Source organism: Bradyrhizobium sp. CCGUVB14 (assembly GCF_024199935.1).
Classification (GTDB): Bacteria; Pseudomonadota; Alphaproteobacteria; order Rhizobiales; family Xanthobacteraceae; genus Bradyrhizobium.
This window is the reverse complement of sequence record NZ_JANADS010000001.1, coordinates 3,500,276-3,517,482: the sequence shown is the minus strand read 5'-3', so window position 1 is coordinate 3,517,482 and position 17,207 is coordinate 3,500,276. Positions and strand designations below refer to the sequence as shown.

General features: G+C 61.9%; 12 protein-coding genes. 5 read left to right on the top strand and 7 right to left on the bottom strand.

Annotation, left to right across the window (positions count from 1 at the left end; genetic code table 11):
- Window positions 1-135 precede the first annotated feature (135 nt).
- Both NLM32_RS16275 and NLM32_RS16270 read right to left on the bottom strand, forming a co-directional pair.
- A complete protein-coding gene (locus tag NLM32_RS16275) occupies window positions 136-726 on the bottom strand; it encodes a thiamine pyrophosphate-dependent enzyme (protein WP_254129956.1) in 591 nt (196 codons plus the stop codon).
- Window positions 723-1,265 (bottom strand): phosphonopyruvate decarboxylase, encoded by a 543-nt coding sequence (locus NLM32_RS16270; RefSeq protein WP_254129955.1) that lies wholly within the window; start codon window positions 1,263-1,265, stop codon window positions 723-725. Before NLM32_RS16270 ends, NLM32_RS16275 begins: the two co-directional genes overlap by 4 nt.
- A 106-nt stretch (window positions 1,266-1,371) precedes the next feature.
- Here NLM32_RS16270 and NLM32_RS16265 point away from each other — a divergent pair, with 106 nt between their 5' ends.
- From NLM32_RS16265 to rocD, 3 genes are all read left to right on the top strand, one after another.
- Complete coding sequence (locus NLM32_RS16265) at window positions 1,372-2,592, top strand: cytochrome P450 (RefSeq protein WP_254129954.1); 1,221 nt, start codon at window positions 1,372-1,374, stop codon at window positions 2,590-2,592.
- Window positions 2,593-2,598: 6 nt separating this feature from the next.
- Entirely contained in the window at window positions 2,599-3,276 is a 678-nt protein-coding gene (locus NLM32_RS16260; protein ID WP_254129953.1) for a potassium channel family protein, read from the top strand.
- 157 nt (window positions 3,277-3,433) lie between these two features.
- Window positions 3,434-4,648, top strand: a complete 1,215-nt coding sequence (gene rocD, locus NLM32_RS16255; protein WP_254129952.1) for an ornithine--oxo-acid transaminase — start codon at window positions 3,434-3,436, stop codon at window positions 4,646-4,648.
- A gap of 227 nt (window positions 4,649-4,875) precedes the next feature.
- Here the strand turns inward: rocD and NLM32_RS16250 are convergent, their stop codons facing one another.
- Window positions 4,876-6,009 (bottom strand): transglycosylase SLT domain-containing protein, encoded by a 1,134-nt coding sequence (locus NLM32_RS16250; RefSeq protein ID WP_254129951.1) that lies wholly within the window; start codon window positions 6,007-6,009, stop codon window positions 4,876-4,878.
- Window positions 6,010-6,367: 358 nt separating this feature from the next.
- Between NLM32_RS16250 and NLM32_RS16245 the strand changes: the two genes are divergently transcribed.
- The gene (locus NLM32_RS16245) at window positions 6,368-7,531 is read left to right on the top strand and encodes a L,D-transpeptidase (RefSeq protein ID WP_254129950.1); all 1,164 of its coding nucleotides are present in this window, start codon (window positions 6,368-6,370) and stop codon (window positions 7,529-7,531) included.
- Window positions 7,532-7,801: 270 nt separating this feature from the next.
- Here the strand turns inward: NLM32_RS16245 and NLM32_RS16240 are convergent, their stop codons facing one another.
- Window positions 7,802-8,986 (bottom strand): cytochrome P450, encoded by a 1,185-nt coding sequence (locus NLM32_RS16240; protein WP_254135321.1) that lies wholly within the window; start codon window positions 8,984-8,986, stop codon window positions 7,802-7,804.
- A gap of 1,111 nt (window positions 8,987-10,097) precedes the next feature.
- Here NLM32_RS16240 and NLM32_RS16235 point away from each other — a divergent pair.
- Window positions 10,098-12,953, top strand: coding sequence for a hypothetical protein (locus tag NLM32_RS16235; RefSeq protein ID WP_254129949.1), 2,856 nt, complete (start codon window positions 10,098-10,100; stop codon window positions 12,951-12,953).
- A gap of 168 nt (window positions 12,954-13,121) precedes the next feature.
- Here the strand turns inward: NLM32_RS16235 and NLM32_RS16230 are convergent, their stop codons facing one another.
- From NLM32_RS16230 to NLM32_RS16220, 3 genes are all read right to left on the bottom strand, one after another.
- On the bottom strand, window positions 13,122-14,606 hold the full coding sequence (locus tag NLM32_RS16230; protein ID WP_254129948.1) for a hypothetical protein: 1,485 nt from the start codon (window positions 14,604-14,606) through the stop codon (window positions 13,122-13,124).
- A 71-nt stretch (window positions 14,607-14,677) separates the two neighbouring features.
- Complete coding sequence (locus tag NLM32_RS16225) at window positions 14,678-15,022, bottom strand: hypothetical protein (RefSeq protein WP_254129947.1); 345 nt, start codon at window positions 15,020-15,022, stop codon at window positions 14,678-14,680.
- 30 nt (window positions 15,023-15,052) lie between these two features.
- Complete coding sequence (locus NLM32_RS16220) at window positions 15,053-16,852, bottom strand: adenylate/guanylate cyclase domain-containing protein (protein ID WP_254129946.1); 1,800 nt, start codon at window positions 16,850-16,852, stop codon at window positions 15,053-15,055.
- Between the last annotated feature and the right edge of the window lie 355 nt (window positions 16,853-17,207).

The window sequence follows — 17,207 nt, the reverse complement described above, 5'->3', positions numbered from 1 at the left end:
TAGTGAGTAAGCACTCACCCACGCCAAAGTCAAGCAAATTGCTGCGACGCAACCTAAGTGCGTCAGAATCTGTTGGAAATTGGTCACAGGTTACCGCCCGCGGGAGCGAACGCCGTCCGCAAATCCGGATTGGCGTCAGATCGGCTGGAACCCGAGGTCGCCGCGGATCCGGTTGACGATGTAGGTTCCGTCCCGACTCGGCAGGATGCGCTCGACGCTGGCGCTGTCGATCTTCACATTGGCAAAGCGAGGCCCGGCCGAGAGGTCGTGGATGGCTTTGGCGAAGCTTTCGACCTCGGCCATGGTCGAGATTGCCCGGCTGTCGGCGATGCCGCAGGCCCTGGCGACCCCGACGAGATCGGCGGCTGCCGAGGTGTGGCTGGTCTGGCCCCCGGTCTCGCCATAGGCCTCGTTGTCGAGCACTGCGATCGAGAGGTTGGACGGCTTCTGCAGCCCGATGGTGGCAAGGCTGCCCATCCCCATCAGCATCTCGCCATCGCCGGTGATGACCAGCACCGGCAATTTTGGCTGCGCCAGGGCAAGCCCGAGCCCGATCATGGCGGCGCCACCCATGCCTCCCCACAAATAAAAGTTGCGGGCGTGGTCACCGGCCGCGGTGATGTCGTTGGTGGAGGCACCGAGGCCACCGATTGCGACGACGTCCTTGCGGTTTGCGAGCAGCGCGGCGACCACCTGGCGGCGGTCGAGGAGATTGGCCTTGCTCATTTGGTGAAAACCTTGGCGCCGATCAGGCGCTGCGACAAAAGGACGGCGGTGGGCGTCAGCGCGTTGTAGGCTTGCGCTGCGGCCGCCTCCAACACCGCCGGCACCTCGGCTGCATTCGAGGCACGCAGCACCTTGATGCCGGACAGTTCGAACACGCCCTGCGTGGTCGACCCCATCGGCACCTGCCACGGATTGAACTCGCCCCATTCGCCACGCATTGTCACGAGGGTGAGGAACGGAAAGCGCAGGATCGGGATCAGCGACAGCATGTTGATGCAATTGCCGACGCCGCTCGACTGCATCAGCAGCACACCACGCTGGCCGCCGGTCCAGGCGCCGGCGAGCAGCGCGACGCCCTCCTCCTCCGTCGTCAGCGCAATGCCGCGCATCGTGGATGAGCCCAGCACGCGCTGGATCAGCTTCGAGTGGCCGGCATCGGGCACGTAAGGCACCTGCCGCACGTCGAAGCGTTGCAAGGTCGCGAAGATATCGTCCGGCCAGTTCGGGGCCGTGTCGGAAGCGTCAGCGCGGGCGTGCATTTTCCTGTCCGGTCGGCTTGCAAATCACGGCACGACTGTAGACGGTGACCGGCAAAGCTCGAAAGAGCGAAAACGGCATATCGGTCTCAACCGGTGAGTATGGCGCATGAACGCAGATGCGAAAGAATTGGCGGCCAATTTCGATCTGGCGAAGCTGACGAGCGAATTCTACGACGATCCCTACCCGACTTATCGTGCACTGCGGGAGAACGAGCCGGTCAAGCGTCTGCCGAGCGGCACCGTGTTCCTCACCCGTTACGACGACCTCGTCACCACCTACAAGAACACCAAATCGTTCAGCTCGGACAAGAAGCGCGAGTTTGCTCCGAAATATGGCGACACGCCGCTCTACGAGCACCACACCACGAGCCTCGTCTTCAACGATCCTCCTGCACACACCCGCGTGCGGCGCCTGATCATGGGCGCGCTGTCGCCGCGCGCGATCGCGGGCATGGAGGGCGATATCGTCAGGCTGGTCGACGGCCTGCTCGACGCCATCGCCGACAAGGGCGATTGCGAGCTGATCGAGGATTTTGCCGCCTCGATCCCGATCGAGGTGATCGGTAATCTGCTCGACGTCCCCCATGACGAACGTGCGCCGCTGCGCGACTGGTCGCTGGCGATCCTTGGCGCGCTGGAGCCGGTCGTATCCACTGAGGTCGCCGCGCGCGGCAACAAGGCGGTGACGGATTTCCTTGCCTATCTCGAGACGCTGGTTGCACGCCGGCGCGAGACACCGGGCAACCCCGACCGCGACGTGCTGACGCGCCTGATCCAGGGAGAAGACAACGGTGAACGGTTGACCGAGAAGGAGCTGCTGCACAATTGCATCTTCCTGCTCAATGCCGGCCACGAGACGACCACCAATCTGATCGGCAACGGCCTCGTCGCGCTGCATCGGAATCCGGACCAGAAGCAGCGGCTGATCGACAATCCGGATCTCATCAAGACCGGCGTCGAAGAGATCCTGCGCTACGAAAGCTCGAACCAGCTCGGCAACCGCATGACGACCGAGCGGATCGAGCTCGGCGGCGTGCTGCTCGAGGCCGGCACGTCGGTGACGCTCTGCATCGGCGCAGCCAATCGCGACCCCGCGCAGTTTCCGGATCCTGAACGCTTCGACGTCGCGCGAACGCCGAACCGGCACCTTGCGTTTGCCACCGGCGCACATCAATGCGCCGGCATGGCGCTGGCGCGGCTCGAAGGCGCGATTGCGATCTCACGTTTCCTGGCACGCTTCCCGGACTATGCCGTGAGCGGCCAGCCCGTGCGTGGCGGCCGCGTCCGGTTCCGCGGCTTCCTGAGCGTCCCCTGCTCGATCGGCTGAGGCGTCATGAACATCGACCAATTGCGCGAACGCTGGGCCGATCCGGCCCTCATCGTCCTGACAGTCCTGCTGGCGATCATGATGTTCGTGATCTCGCCGTTGCAGGCGCTGGGGCTTTTTGCATTCCAGGTGTCGGAGCTTGTGCTGGCGCTGCTGCTGGTCTGCGGCATCTTCGTGATATCAGGCAGTCCGGTCGCTGTTGTCGCGATGCTGATCGCGCTCGTCATGATCACGGTCGGTGCGATCCTCCGGATCAGATCGCCATCCATTCTCGACCTCAATCTGTTCGCCGGTTCGTGGCTCATCGTGGGAACGACCATGGCCTGGGCGGTGGCGCGCCAGACCTTCGCGCCGGGCCGCGTGACCTATCATCGCGTGATCGGCGCCGTGCTATTGTATCTGGCGGTCGCCGTGATCTTCGCCGCACTCTACACCTTCATCGGCTCGCTCGATCAAGACGCCTTTGTGAGCATGAAGGTGCAAGACAGTCCGAGGCTCGCAAGCGACGTCATCTATTTCAGCTTCGCGACGATGACCACGACCGGATACGGCGACGTCGCCCCGCTGCATCCGGTTGCGCGCAGCCTGTGCAACATGGAAGCCATCTTTGGCCAGCTCTTTCCGGCGACATTGTTGGCGCGCCTGGTCACGCTCGAGATCGAGCACCGCAGGCAGGACTCCTGACTAGCCTCGGCCGACCCCAAAAGTCGAAAACAACCCCATGCACAGTAGCCGGCCGCGCGGCTGAAAATGCAAGGTGGATACGCAGAACCATTTGACACGCCGGAGCAAATCGGCAGCATCGCGCACATCCCGGGCGGCCCAATGGGAGTGACGAAAAATGAGCTCGTCGGTCATTGATCTCCTCGCAACCGAAGCACGGTTCGGTGCCCAAAATTATCAGCCGATCGGGGTCGTCCTGACGCGCGGCGAAGGTGTCTGGGTCTGGGACATCGAAGGCAACCGTTATCTCGATTGCCTCTCCGCCTATTCCGCGGTCAGCCAGGGCCACTGCCACCCCAAGATCCTGGCGGCGATGGTGGAACAGGCAGGCCGGCTGACGCTGACCTCGCGCGCCTTCCACAACGACCAGCTCGCCTTGTTCTACGAGGAGATCGCGGCGCTGACCGGCTCCCACAAGGTGCTGCCGATGAACAGCGGCGCCGAGGCGGTCGAAAGCGCCATCAAGTCGGTGCGCAAATGGGGCTATGAGGTGAAAGGCGTGGCGGACGGCCAGGCCGAGGTCATCGTCTGTGCCGACAATTTCCACGGACGCACACTGGGCATCGTCGGCTTCTCAACGGACGCCGAGACACGCGGACACTTTGGGCCGTTCGCGCCGGGCTTCAGGATCATCCCGTTCGGCGACGCCGCAGCGCTGGACGCGGCGATCACGCCGAACACCGTCGCCTTTCTGGTCGAGCCGATCCAGGGCGAAGCCGGTGTCATCATTCCCCCGGCCGGCTATTTCAAAGAGGTCCGGGAGCTCTGCACCGCCAACAACGTCATGCTGGTGCTCGACGAAATCCAGACCGGGCTCGGCCGCACCGGCAAGCTGCTCGCCGAGCAGCACGAGGGCATCGAGGCGGACGTGACCCTGCTCGGCAAGGCCCTGTCCGGGGGCTTCTATCCGGTGTCGGCCGTGCTCTCGAACAACGACGTGCTCGGGACATTGCGACCCGGGCAACATGGCTCGACCTTCGGCGGCAACCCGCTTGCCTGCGCGGTGGCGCGCGCGGCGATGCGCGTGCTGGTGGAGGAAGGCATGATCGAGAACGCGGCCGCGCAGGGCGCGCGCTTCCTGCAAGGCTTGAAGGACATCCGCGCCAACACGATCCGCGACGTGCGCGGGCGCGGCCTGATGCTGGCCGTCGAGCTGCATCCCGAGGCCGGCCGCGCACGCCGCTACTGCGAGGCGCTCCAGGGCAAGGGCATTCTCGCCAAGGATACCCACGAGCACACGATCCGCATCGCCCCGCCGCTGGTGATCACCAGCGACCAGGTCAACTGGGCGCTGGAGCAGTTCGCCACGACCCTGACACAGGATTTGTCGTGAGGTTGCCTGCTCCGGAAGATCGCAATCCCGGCTGCGGCCAACGGCGAACGACGTGATGGGCCACAAACAGACATCGCCACCTGATCGATCACCTCGCTAGTCTAGCGCGCAGCAGGAACGACCCGAGCGCGTCGTTGACGACGTAAAGTGCATCCGCGCGACCAGCGGCGGTGAGGCCCCGCTCGGCCCGAGGGTGCGGCAACTCCTGCCAACCACTCAACGGAAATTTACTGGTGCGCCCGCTCGGCATCGGCGGTGGCGGTGGTCGTGTATTTCGAATAGAAACGAGCAACCCGCTCGCGCCACATTCCGACGAACGCCTCCGACGTCAGCTTCTCCACCGATTTCCACGCCTCTTTGACGGCCGGAAGCGTATTGCCCCAGATCGCGCGCCTGCACCATTTTTCGCCCTTCTCCCTGCCTTCGCTGGTGGCGCACATCGATTTCCAGGCGATGCGATTGGGTTGGCTGAGGTGTTCCGCGGCGCCCTCCCAGCCCTGCTGATGGATCAGGTAGAGATCGTTCAAGTCCGGCTCCCTGTGCGTCACCCACTGAAACAGAATGCCCTCGGTGATGACCTTGTAGGCGGCCGCAACGGCATTATCGCGGGGATTGAGAATGTCCCCGGAGCCGAATTTGCCGAACTCGTATTTGCTCAACTGGAACAGCCCGATATACGACCCGGTGCGTTGCTTGGGGTTGAAACCGGACTCGACCTTAGCCACCGCCTTCATGAAAGTGAAATCCAGACCGAAAGCGTCGGACGCGCGCTTGATCTCTTCCACCGGCGTTCCGACCGGGATGTCCTTGAAGGAACGCAAGACGATCGCAGCCGGCTTCTCGGCAGGCGGCAGTTCGGACCAGACATAACAAATGAGATACCGGAAATCCTGCGGCCCCGAGTTGGAGGAACCGCCGGATGCACCGCACGTTGTCGGCGCCGGTTGGTCGACAGCACGGTGGCCCAAGACCACCGATTCCTGCACAGGCGATAAATCGGCCAACAGCATCTGCGACGGACCGGGCAACGCGACGATCGATTCCGGCTTATCCGATGCCGCCGTCGTGTCGGTGGTCGTCCCTGCCGCGGGTTCGGCGGCCGTCGCCACTTCGACGCTAGCGACAGGGGCGTTCGCGAAAACGGTGTCAGCGACAACGGCGTCGGCCATTGCGATCGCCTGTAGTTCATCCGCGAGCCTAGCGGTGACGGAGAGAGATGCTGCGCGGTCCTCGATTGACACTGCGCGGGCGTTCTCGGTGCCGGCCGAACCGAAGCCGGCCAACCAGCCAACGATCCACCCCGCGAGAACGACCGTTCCGCAAATCGTTGGCGCCACTATCGCAAGTCGCCACGGGTTCATGATGCCGTCGCCTCTATGGGCTCCGCCGGAGCCGTGTAGAAAAGCCAAGCATGCGAAGAGGCTTATTCTTGGGATCAATGTGGGTCGCGCAATGGCGCAAACGGCCGCTCGTCCATTTCTTCAAAACATGTTGCTCGATTGCAACGCGTCGATGACAAGCGATTGCGCCCGTTACAACGGCAACTCCCACCGCAATTTGTGAGTACGGTCCAATTTTCGACCCACTGCGACCAGATTTGAAGCAGAGGCTTGGCGCGCTGGTCCGGATGACGCATCAGGCGTCGGCTTCGCGCATCGTTTGGAAACGATGGATCCGCGCCTATGGGACCGGACGAAGTTCGCTAGGGGATTACTAGCAGTGCAGCGCGCGATAACAACGGCTGTATTCGCCATTTTCATGCTCCCTGCGGGGATCGCACACGCTCAATTTCTGTTTGGACCCCAACACACGTTCTGGCCGGGTCAATACGCTCCCCACAAACACAAGCACCACCACCGGCAGACAAACTCTGAAACCGCGCCCGAGCCCCTTCCGAAGGGCCCGCTCCAGATCATCATCTCAATAGCAGACCAACGAGTCTCGCTTTTTGACAACGGCGCCCTGATTGCACGCTCTTCGGTGTCCACGGGAATGGAGGGGCATCCTACGCCCCTCGGCGTGTTCAGCGTTATCAGCAAAGAACGATGGCACCGTTCAAATATTTATAGCGCCGCCCCCATGCCCTACATGCAACGCATCACCTGGTCAGGGATAGCGTTGCACGCCGGTGTCGTGCCTGGGCATCCAGCGTCACACGGCTGCATCCGTTTGAAAAATGATTTTGCCGTTCGACTCTGGCATCTCACGAAGCGCGGCACGCGCGTGATCATTGCGCACGATGATGTCCAGCCGCCGGTCGAGATAACCAATCCGCATCTTTTTCAACCGAAAGCCGCGTCCGCTTCGTCGGAATTCCAAACTGCCACGGTCGCAACCAAGAGCATCGGTACAGTCGCAGCAACGCAGGGATCCCCGGTGTCAAACGCTGAGACTCCGGAAGCCGCCAGCCTCCAGGTGCCGGGCTCGGTTCCCGCTGCAAGCGCGCCCAAAAAGATCGTCCCAATCTCCATCTTCGTCAGTCGTAAGTTGAGCAAGCTGTTCGTGCGTCAGGGCTTCACGCCGTTGTTTGATGTCCCGGTCAAAATCGAAAATCCGGAGGAGCCGCTGGGAACACACGTGTTTACCGCAATGGAATTCCAGAACGAGGGAACGGCTATTCGCTGGACCGTCGTGTCGATTCCGGACGAATTTCCTCGCATCGAGGGTGCCACGAAGAGGCGCGAGACGCCCGTGAAGCAAACCGCCCTATCGGTACCGTCGCCCGATCAGGCCAACGCTGTCCTCAACCGCATCGAAATACCTCAGGATACGGTTGAGAGGATCTCTCAACTTTTGACGCCGGCCTCTTCATTGATTATTTCCGACAACGGATTTAGCCATGAGACCGGAAAAGACACGGATTTCATCGTGGTAACGCATTGATGCGGCGACGCAACCCGCCAACAAACTAAGCCGCTGCGCAACCTGCTGGAATTGTTCGACCGCAATTCTGGTGCAAAATTCTTGAAGTCCGCACCTAAGCCAAAGCGGCGCGAGGTTCGTTCTGGGTCAATCGCGTCGGTCCGCCCCAGAGTTCGGGACTTCCGATCTACCCCCAGATCCGGACATGCGGCTGCAATGCGCCAACAGACGCTGAGGGCCAAGAAGCGAAATCGCACGTGCGGTTTGAGGAGGTCGCCCCTCGCGCCGATCCTATTGCAGCAGCAGCGGCAGATTGAGCGGGCCGCGGAAACCGAATCCGTGCCAGCGCACGCTCGCGGGATCAGGTAAGGTCATATTTGGGAAGCGCTCGAACAGCATCGGCAGCAGTATCTCGCCGACAGTTCGCCGCGACAGATGCGCACCCGCGCAATGATGCGGGCCATTACCGAAGGCCTGGTGAGGATTGGGCTCGCGAAGCGCGTTGTAGTTCTCGCCATCTTCGAAGACGTCCTCGTCTCGGTTGGCTGAGGCCTGGATCGTCATCACCGTGTCGCCCTTCGGGATGAAGCAGCCGCGCAACTCCGTGTCCTCCATGACAAGCCGTGAACTCGCCTGGATCGGCGCCACCCACCGGACCCCTTCCTCGAAGGCGGCGCGCCATTTGCCGTCTGCGCGCACTGAATCGAGCTGATCGGGATTTGTGAGCAGGCCGTAGAGGATCGTCAGCAGGGCGTCGCGCGGCTCGTTGATGCCGCCGCCGATCGCGATCTTCACATTGGCGATCATCTGGCTTTCCAAAATAGGATTCTTCGCGTTCACCATGAAGGAGAGCGCCGAGGAGTCCGGCTCGGCCCGCACGCGTTCGACGTTGGCGCGGATACATTTGTCCATTTCCCCGTTGGCGATGTCGGTCGCTTGGAAAGGCCCTGGCGTCCAGCCGAAATTGCCGGCACCGTCGATCAACGTCTGCGACCACCGCTGCATCTCCTCATCACTCGCGTCCGGAACGCCGATCGCGTGCGCCAGTATCCGCGCGGCAAGCGGTCCCGCGAGGGCAGGAAAGAGATCGACAACCTCGCCGCGCGGCAGCCGATCGAGATACGCCACCGCCAGTTTCGCATACAGCGGGCCCCATACGGACTCGATCGTCTTGGGCATGAGGGCCGGCATCATCGCCATGCGTTCGGCCCGGTGCTCGTCGTGGTCCTTGCGCATCAGCGTATGCGCGAGAAAGGCGCGCTTCATGGGCGTGTTCGGATCGTCGGAGCTGAACAACGCCGCGTTGTCCTTCACGAACTTGGTGTCGGCGGCCTTGGTGAGAAACGTGCGGCCCACGGATCTGACGCGCAATACGGGCGCTTCGCGCCTCAGGCGCTTGTAGATCGGATAGGGGTCGCGCGTGAGGTCAGCGATCGTGATCGTCTCGTCCAGGGGGCTCAAGGCGGCAGTCGACATGACGGGTGGTCCTGTTGGAAACACGTCAGTATGAGCCAAGGCGCGGCAAGCGCAATGAGCAGGCGGAAAACGACGCAACCACAGCGTCCGCCGAACCATCGGCGGGACAATCGCGCCGTTGCAGGTCATGCATGCGGGCGACGCCCCCGCTACGTAACGGGATTTGAGGCAGGAGCCGTTACCTTTTGCCCTCCGCGTGAGCGGGGCGAGCCAGCGGCAAGTCTGCCGCTGAAAGAAAAGTCTATTCAGATGGCCATGCGGGCGGTCGAACTGCATCCCGAGGCCGGCCGCGCACGCCGCCACTGACTGGGCACTCGAGCAGTTCGCCGCGATCCTGACGCAGGATTTCTCTTGAGGGAGCGCTGGACCACGCCGGGGCCTTTGGTAAAAGTCGCCAGCTTTGCCACGCTGATTACGGCAATGGCCCCGACGATTGCACGTCGGGGCCATTCAAGATCATCGGGCATAGGTACATCCGCCGTGCCTGCTGATCGTTGATGCCACTGATGACCGCATCCGATCTTGCACTGACTGTGGCGAGGCTGCGGCATCGGGATGATGACATTCTGCCGGAAAGCCGATGGCTGTCCACCTCGTCATTGGGGGTACCCCAACCAGCGCGCTGCCAGACGCGATTTTCATGGCGATCAGCGGGCGTGACGCACGTGATTGGGGCGACGCGAAAAACGGAAGCTCCGCGTCCCACCAGATGGGATGGACGTCGAGCTCGTACGATGGCTAGAGCGGAAGCGAAACAAATCAAACTTCATCTTTGCAATTGGGACGAACAAGAGGGGCTGGACACTGCACTGGTTATCAAAACGATGGGTTTAGCAAGCGCTCAACCCACCCTACGGGCTCATAAGCCGAGCTTGATTGGTGCTGGCTTGCCGACGCTCGAGCACGCAATCGCGCCTCATTCGGCCGGCCGTTCAGCTCGCAGGTTGCAACACGCCGCCACCGTTATGAGGCCATACCCGCTGGAACGGATTGGCTATCGCAAGATGCCGGCATGGAGTAGAATTCATCGACAACGACGCCAGGCACACGTTCCGTACACCATTGAGCTCCGTCACAGGGTGGCGGACGCCTCAAGCAGGAGGGGTGGCAGATGGCAGACGAAGTTGCTCGCGGACCGCGCGATTCAGCGGAGTGGAATCCCAGCAAATATGCGCTCTGGAGTGAGCGCTGGGGCGACGCGGCCAACGCACCGACCTCTATCTTGCTGCGTCATCCAACGGCTCCGTTTCTGAAAACCGTCGACGCTATTGTTGATGGCAATATGCAGCGCGTGGGAAATGACTACCTCGAAGCGGTGGTGAGGAATCCCAGGATCGATCCGCCCATCGAACTGCCGGACGTGCTCCCAACCGACTCGAGAGACTTCTTCAAGCCTGGCCTTTCGAGTTTGATCCGGTGGATGCCCCTTGGCTGGCCTCCCGCGAATCCGCACGACGACGATGCCAACCGCGATGCCGGCAACCCGTTCGTGTCGTTCCGAGTTGAGCGTAAGTCGCCGACGGGCGAACTTCTCGATCAGACCGTGGTTCTGGTGGCGTCCGAGTGGATTCCCGATCCTAACTCCGACCTTACACCACCCGGCCATTTTCTGGGCTCCGGGTTCGGCATCCGCGTGATTGCGCATGTTCGGCCGAAGAACGGAGGATACGAAGTACGCATCACCGGGATGACCGCGTCACTTCCGTTCGGCCTTTACAGCACCGCGGCAGTGTTCAGTTTGTTAGGGAAGGACGAGAAGGACAAGAACAACGCGTTCGCACCGATCTTCCAAACGGACAGGCTTTCGCGGGTCAAGGCCCAGATGTCCAGTCAGCTCGGCTTGAAAAATCAATCCGTCTCCATTCGCGGCGCCCGGATCGCCACCACCCCCGACGGAAAATCACCGCGTGTCCAGTGGCAAGCCGCGAGCAAGCCCGGGACGGAGAGCGGCCGAACCAGCGCTACCCCGTATTCGCTGGTGTTCTCGGGGACGCCGACGGAGGCTGGCGCTCTTGTCAGCAGGGTTGAGCTCGTCGCCGATGCGGTGACACCTGGATATGCGTGGGTGTTTCCGATTGATCCCGCGTCGCAGAAGCCGCCGACCGATCTTCGCAAACGGCGTCCGACACGCAGCGAAGAAGCACTCGAGTATTATCGCGACAATGAGCAAATCACCGCGCATCAGGCGGATCCGTTGATTTACCAATCAGCCGGATCCATTGAAGAGGAGGTGGTGGTTTGCCCCGGATTTGTTCTCGCCGACGGCCCTCCCCCTCCCTATCCCTATCCCCCGCCGCATTACCCCAACCCAGGAGATCCGAAGACAGTCAATCTGCCCGACACGTTGACGACACCTCTCGTTCGATCGAACGACTTCTCGGCAATCAGCGCCTACAACAATGTCAGGCAATTCTTTCATCGGCTCGAGGCGTATGGAATTGATGCGGTTTCGTACTTTCGGATCGCCAGACTGCCGCTCAAGGTCTTTTATCGCTCCGGGGTGAGACCCGGCCCCGGCAAGGACGGCCAGACCGTCAATGCGCGTGTTCTTCCGGAGGGCTGGCCGGTCGACTACGTCGGACCGACCAAGCTCAGCGATCGTCCGATCCTGCAACTGCATTTGGCGCTGGCCGACCTTTCAACCCGTGCACGCAAGCCGTGGGACGGAACCAACCGCTCACAAGCGGAGCCGCTCGGCATCGCGGCCGACGCGCGCTGGATCTGGCATGAGATCGGGCACGTACTTTTGATGTGCTCGGTCGGTGAGCTGGAATTCCGTTTCGCCCACAGCGCCGGAGACGCACTCGCAGCGATCGCCTCGGACCCGCAATCGCAATTGGCGGGAGACGGCAATTGGCGCGGCGCGACATTTCCGTGGGTGTTTACGCCGCGTCGCCATGACCGATGCATCTCGCATGGATGGAGCTGGGGCGGCACGTTGCACTATGCGATGTCGCAGGTGCCCGATTCAACGCCGCCCCGCCGCAAGGGTTACTGGACCGAACAGATCCTCTCTTCATCACTGTTCCGGCTGTACCGCGCTATTGGCGGCGACACGAAACTGGTGGGCCTGCAAGACCAGCCTGACCGATCCGCCCGCGAGTCGGCTTCGCACTATTCCGTCTACCTCATCATGAGGGGGATTCAGCTTCTGCCGACATCGACCACCGTGTTGACCAACGAGCCGGATCAGTTCGTCTCGGCGCTGATCGACGCCGACATCGGCACCATTCTCTGGGACGTCAACGTTACAGTGACCTTTCCTCCACCCCCGTCGTACAGCATCCAATCGTTCCCGTTCCACAGGATCGGCGGCTGTGTGCACAAGGTCATTCGCTGGGCGTTCGAAGTCCAGGGCCTGTATGCCGTTGCCGGAACGATCACCAACGCCCCAGGCCTTCCACCGCCGGTCGACATCTACATCCTGGACCGGCGGCCACTTTCGGAAGTCTCGCCGTACGGCGATATCGCGTATGGACCAGGCAGTTACAATCCGGTCTCGCTCGATTGGGATCTGCACCAGGCGGGTTCAGGTACTCCGCCGTTGTGGCAGGCCCACCAAAGCGCGATCGTTGTCTCGGGGGGCAATATCTCCGTGAAGGTCGGAAACCGCGGCGGTCAACAGGCAACGAATGTTGTAGTCACCGTTTGGTGGCAGGCATGGCCTGGTGGCAGCCCTCCGCCGAAATGGACTTCACCAGTTTCAACGACATGGACACCGTGCGACCCGTCACCAGGCTCCTCCGGCCAAGCCATTGACTCAGGTGCGCCGCCTGTCGAATTTGATTTCACGTTCAATCCACCGCCATCCGGCACCCGCTATCTGGTGCTGGCTATCGCAACCTGCGTGGACGATGCCGCCAACACGGATCCAACGACCCTCTTCCCGTGCAGCCAATTGCCCACGGAACTCATTGACCTCGTGCCCAATGACAACAACCTTGGTCTCATCGTCGTTGGCCCCTAAAGCGCGATGAGATTTGGATGAATCGTCATCGCGCTTCAGGTTGTTGTCTGCGCATGATCTTTCCGGAAAACCGCTTCGTACTTTTCCGGATCATGCTCTAGCCGCAGCCCGATGGTCTGGCATGCGCTTCGTTGTTCGGGTCCGCGCAGCAAAACGGACAAGGCCCGGTCAGGGCCATTTGGTCGGCCACTCGGCGGTTGCGTGGGCGAGCACCGAACGGAGCGTTGGACAATAGATGCGGCTCGGCGTGCTGTCGTGCAGCAGCGCTCGCCAAATGCCGGCTGCAAGGTGACGACTTCCAGTCGAGTCGGAAGCATAGTGGACGCCAAGACGTTCGCGGTTCTTGGCGATACGCCCGGCAAGCCAAAGCAGCGGCGATGTGAGTTCGCCTCGCCCCATCAAGGGGTTTGCCAGAAGTAAGGCCGGCACAGCCGGCGGCGCCCCCCCACCCACGGGGGTGGTGTTAATCGGGTTGCCGACGGCATCGCCAATTCCAAAGCTGTTGGCGGTCAGGCCGGGGGCCAGTACAAAATAGGTTGTGTCCACGACGATCGGCGCCGGCGGCGGATTTCGCAGAAGCACGGCCGGCACAGGCGGCGGCGTCCCACCACCCACGGGGGTCGTGTCAATCGGGTTGCCGCCGGCGGTGGTGGCAACTTCAAAGCTGTTGGCCGTCAAGTTGGCGGGTAGCACGTAATAGGTGTCAGGTGGTGGCCCGATGTGCGTCGGCAGCGCAGGCGCACCAGGGATCGGCTGAAACTGGACCCGGTCTCCGGCGCTCAGCCCGTGCGCATTCAACACGCTTACGGTAACAACTCCGGGGTTGGCTTGCGAAATCGTCACCCTCAGCGCAGGAGACACCTGCTGAAACCGGACCGGATCTCCGGCGCTCAGCCCGTGCGCGGTCAACGCACTCAAGGTGGCGACGGCGGTGTTGGCGAACGAAATCGTCACGGCCGGATTGGGGTCGACTGCCGTTCCCAGCTTTCCCGGCATTTGGTTGTATGGAGCGGCGAACATGCCGTAGCGCTGGCGAAGCGCCGGTATCTCCAGGAGCAGAAGCGCGATGAAATGACCGATGAAGGAATGCCCGCTGGTAAACGACGGATGGGCGGGAGGACCGAACGGAGGCGCCAGACCCGGGCACAACGTCGATGGGCGAACGCGCCTGAACTGCTGCTTGTAATAAAAATATGCGACGTTGCCGATGGCGTACCCGCAGTTGATGAGCTCCATTGTCCATGGGCGCCGTGATTCATTCGTATCGATGAAGGCAGTAATATAGCCGCCACTGCCATCCGCCTGCTCGATGATTTCGGCCATGTAGCGATCGCGATCGTCCTGCATCAACATTTGCAGTTCTTCGATCTCGCCGAGGATCGAGTTGAAGGCCGCGTCCTTCGCCGCGTTCCATCCGGCAGTCGAGGCGCCGGCGTTCGCGTTAGGATTTTGGGGATTTAAAAGGGGATCGGGTTGCCACGCCAGATCGAGGTCCTCGAGCCAGCTCATCGCTAGCAGATGAGCCCGATCGAATTGCCATTGATCTTTCTGGCCGCCAAATTCCCGCGCCACCATGATTGATGGTCGAGATGGATCGACTGCCTGCAGCCATTGCGTGAGATGACGGTCGAAAGGAAGCGTCCAGAACCGCAATGCCGGGTCCCAATCATCGGTCGTCCATTCGAGGAACGCATCCTGCCCGGTTGCGTCGACCTGATAGGGATTTACGATTTCCGCCCACGGATACGGCGGATACCCAGCGTCATCTGGTGTGAAGTCGAGTGCCCAAGGTCGAAAGCCCAGGTCCGAGGGGGTCGCATAAAAACTGCGCCCCGTGCCGGGCCCCGCATCGGCTCCTGCGCCCGCACCTGCTCCCGCTCCTGCACCGGCGCCCGCTCCGGCACCTGCACCTGCTCCAGCACCTGCGCCCGCTCCGGCACCCGCGCCCGCTCCGGCACCTGCGCCCGCTCCGGCACCTGCGCCCGCTCCGGCACCTGCGCCCGCTCCGGCACCTGCGCCCGCTCCAGCACCTGCCCCCGCTCCTGCACCAGCTCCAGCTCCCATGACAAGCCTCCCTGACGCCAAAAATTTACATGCGGCTATTCCGGCAACCCCGCGGCGCGCAATCCCTTCGCTAAACGATCCAGATCATCCTTACGCAGCGGATACCAGGACACGAAAGTCGAGACTCTAAACGACGGTTCAATTTCGAGAAGCTGTCGAGCTGCCAATTCAGCTCCAGCTTCGTCACCCGAAAGGGCAAGCGCGGCGGCCAGAGTTCGTATGCACGGACGAAAAAGCAGATTTGCCCGCCGTGACCTGTTCAGGTAAACAATCGCTTCATCGTATCGCCCAGCGACGAACTCGGCAATTCCCGCCACGATCCAAAAATAAAAGTTCAAGGGATCAAAGGGACTAAGACGCCACACGTTCTGCAATCGCTCCAGCGCCTCGTCGGGCCGCCCCAAATAGGCGAGCGTCAGGGCGCTCAACCCCCAGGCGAACGCCAGGTTCTCGTTGAGGGCCAGCGCCCGCCCGAACAGCTCCATCGCTTCTCCTGGTGATTTTCCCATGAAGGAGAGGATGTGCCCGGCCACGGCCAGCGCAAACGGATCGTCGGGATCGAGTTCGATGGCGCGCCGCGACACGATGAGGGCGCGCGCCCGGTCGCGGTCCGGATCCAGCGACCAACCTTCGCCAAGCTGGAAGTTCAGCCACCACGCAAGGTAGGCATGGGCCTGAGCATAGGACGGATCGAGCTCGATCGCCCGTTCCAGGAGTTGACCCGCTTCCCGGTGGCTTTCTTCGGTCAGGAGATACAGAAGCGACATCGCACGGAGGACGCAATGGAATGCATCCAGACTCTCGGTCGGACGGTCAGCGACGCGAGCCATCTCGACTGCACGCACGCGCGGCTCAATCGAGAACAATATGCTCGAGGCAATTCGATCCTGAAACTCAAACAGATCGTCGGTAGACCCCTCGTACCGTTGGGCCCAGATCGAGACATTCCCCAAAATGTCGGTCAACTCCGTATTGATTCTCAGTCGCGTGCCCTGGCGTTGCACGCTGCCGTCCAGCAGGTAACGAACATCGAGCTCAGTGGCAATCTGTCGCAGGTCTTTTCCGCCGGCGCTATAACGAAGGGTCGAATTGCGCGCGATGACGTAGAGTGATCGATTTCTGGAGAGGCCGGTAATGATCGAGTCCGTGATCCCCTCACCATAATAGCTGTCGTCGTCGGTCCCGCCGATCGTCCGGAACGGCAGCACGGCGAGCGTCGGCCGCGACGCCCATTGCAGGTATGGCTGCGCGATCTGGCGGTCTCCGTCTCCCTCGGTCCACTCGACGGAATAGACGTGAACGGTTCGCATGATATTTTTCATCACGGGCGCGCCGAGGTGATGAAACGTCAGTGGCAGTCGATTCATGACGTAGTCGCGGACGGCCGCCGTGACGACGATCTGGCCGGGCTGAGCGGCCTGGTGGATACGAGACGCAACGTTGACGCCATCGCCCTGCAAGATTCCATCTTCGTCGATGATATCGTCGACATTGATGCCAATGCGAAGATGCAGCGCGAATGGATCCTTGTCGCCGACAGCGCGCTCCTGAACACGCTGAACGTCGGTCGCCCAACGCACCGCGTTCACGACGCTCGGGAATTCGACCAGCACGGCGTCGCCCGCGATCTCGGCGATCCGTCCACCGTGGCGAGCCATGTGAGGCTCCATGATCTCGGTCCGCAACGCCTTCCAGCGCATGACGGTGTCGACGTCCTTCAGACCCATGAGCCGGGAAAAGCCGGCGACATCGGCAAAGGCGATGGCCGCAAGCCGCCTCGTAATCATCGACGTTGCGATGGACGGCGCCTCTGTCGCTTGCTCGGCCTGACTCATGCGCACCTTGTCATTATTAAAGGAACAAGTACCCGGACACCTTCCGAGCAGTGACGCGCGATCTCTGAACCCTACAACATTTGGTTGACCCGCGCGACCATCATTGAGCCGACCGCTTGCAACTCGTTGTCCGGCCAGTGTCTTGCGACATGGAGGGCCGAACGACGAGGTGGTCCTCAAACCAGATTTTGCGTCCGTCCCCTGCCAAAAATGCCGGCATTACCCTGCAGAAATGCCAACATCTGCCTCGGGCATTCGGGACCGGATCGAGCGGCAACAGGCCGACCATGTCCGCTCCGCCGCCGAAAGCGGGAGTAGAGCATCAGGTCCATCACAACCGTCGGGTTGGCCGAAC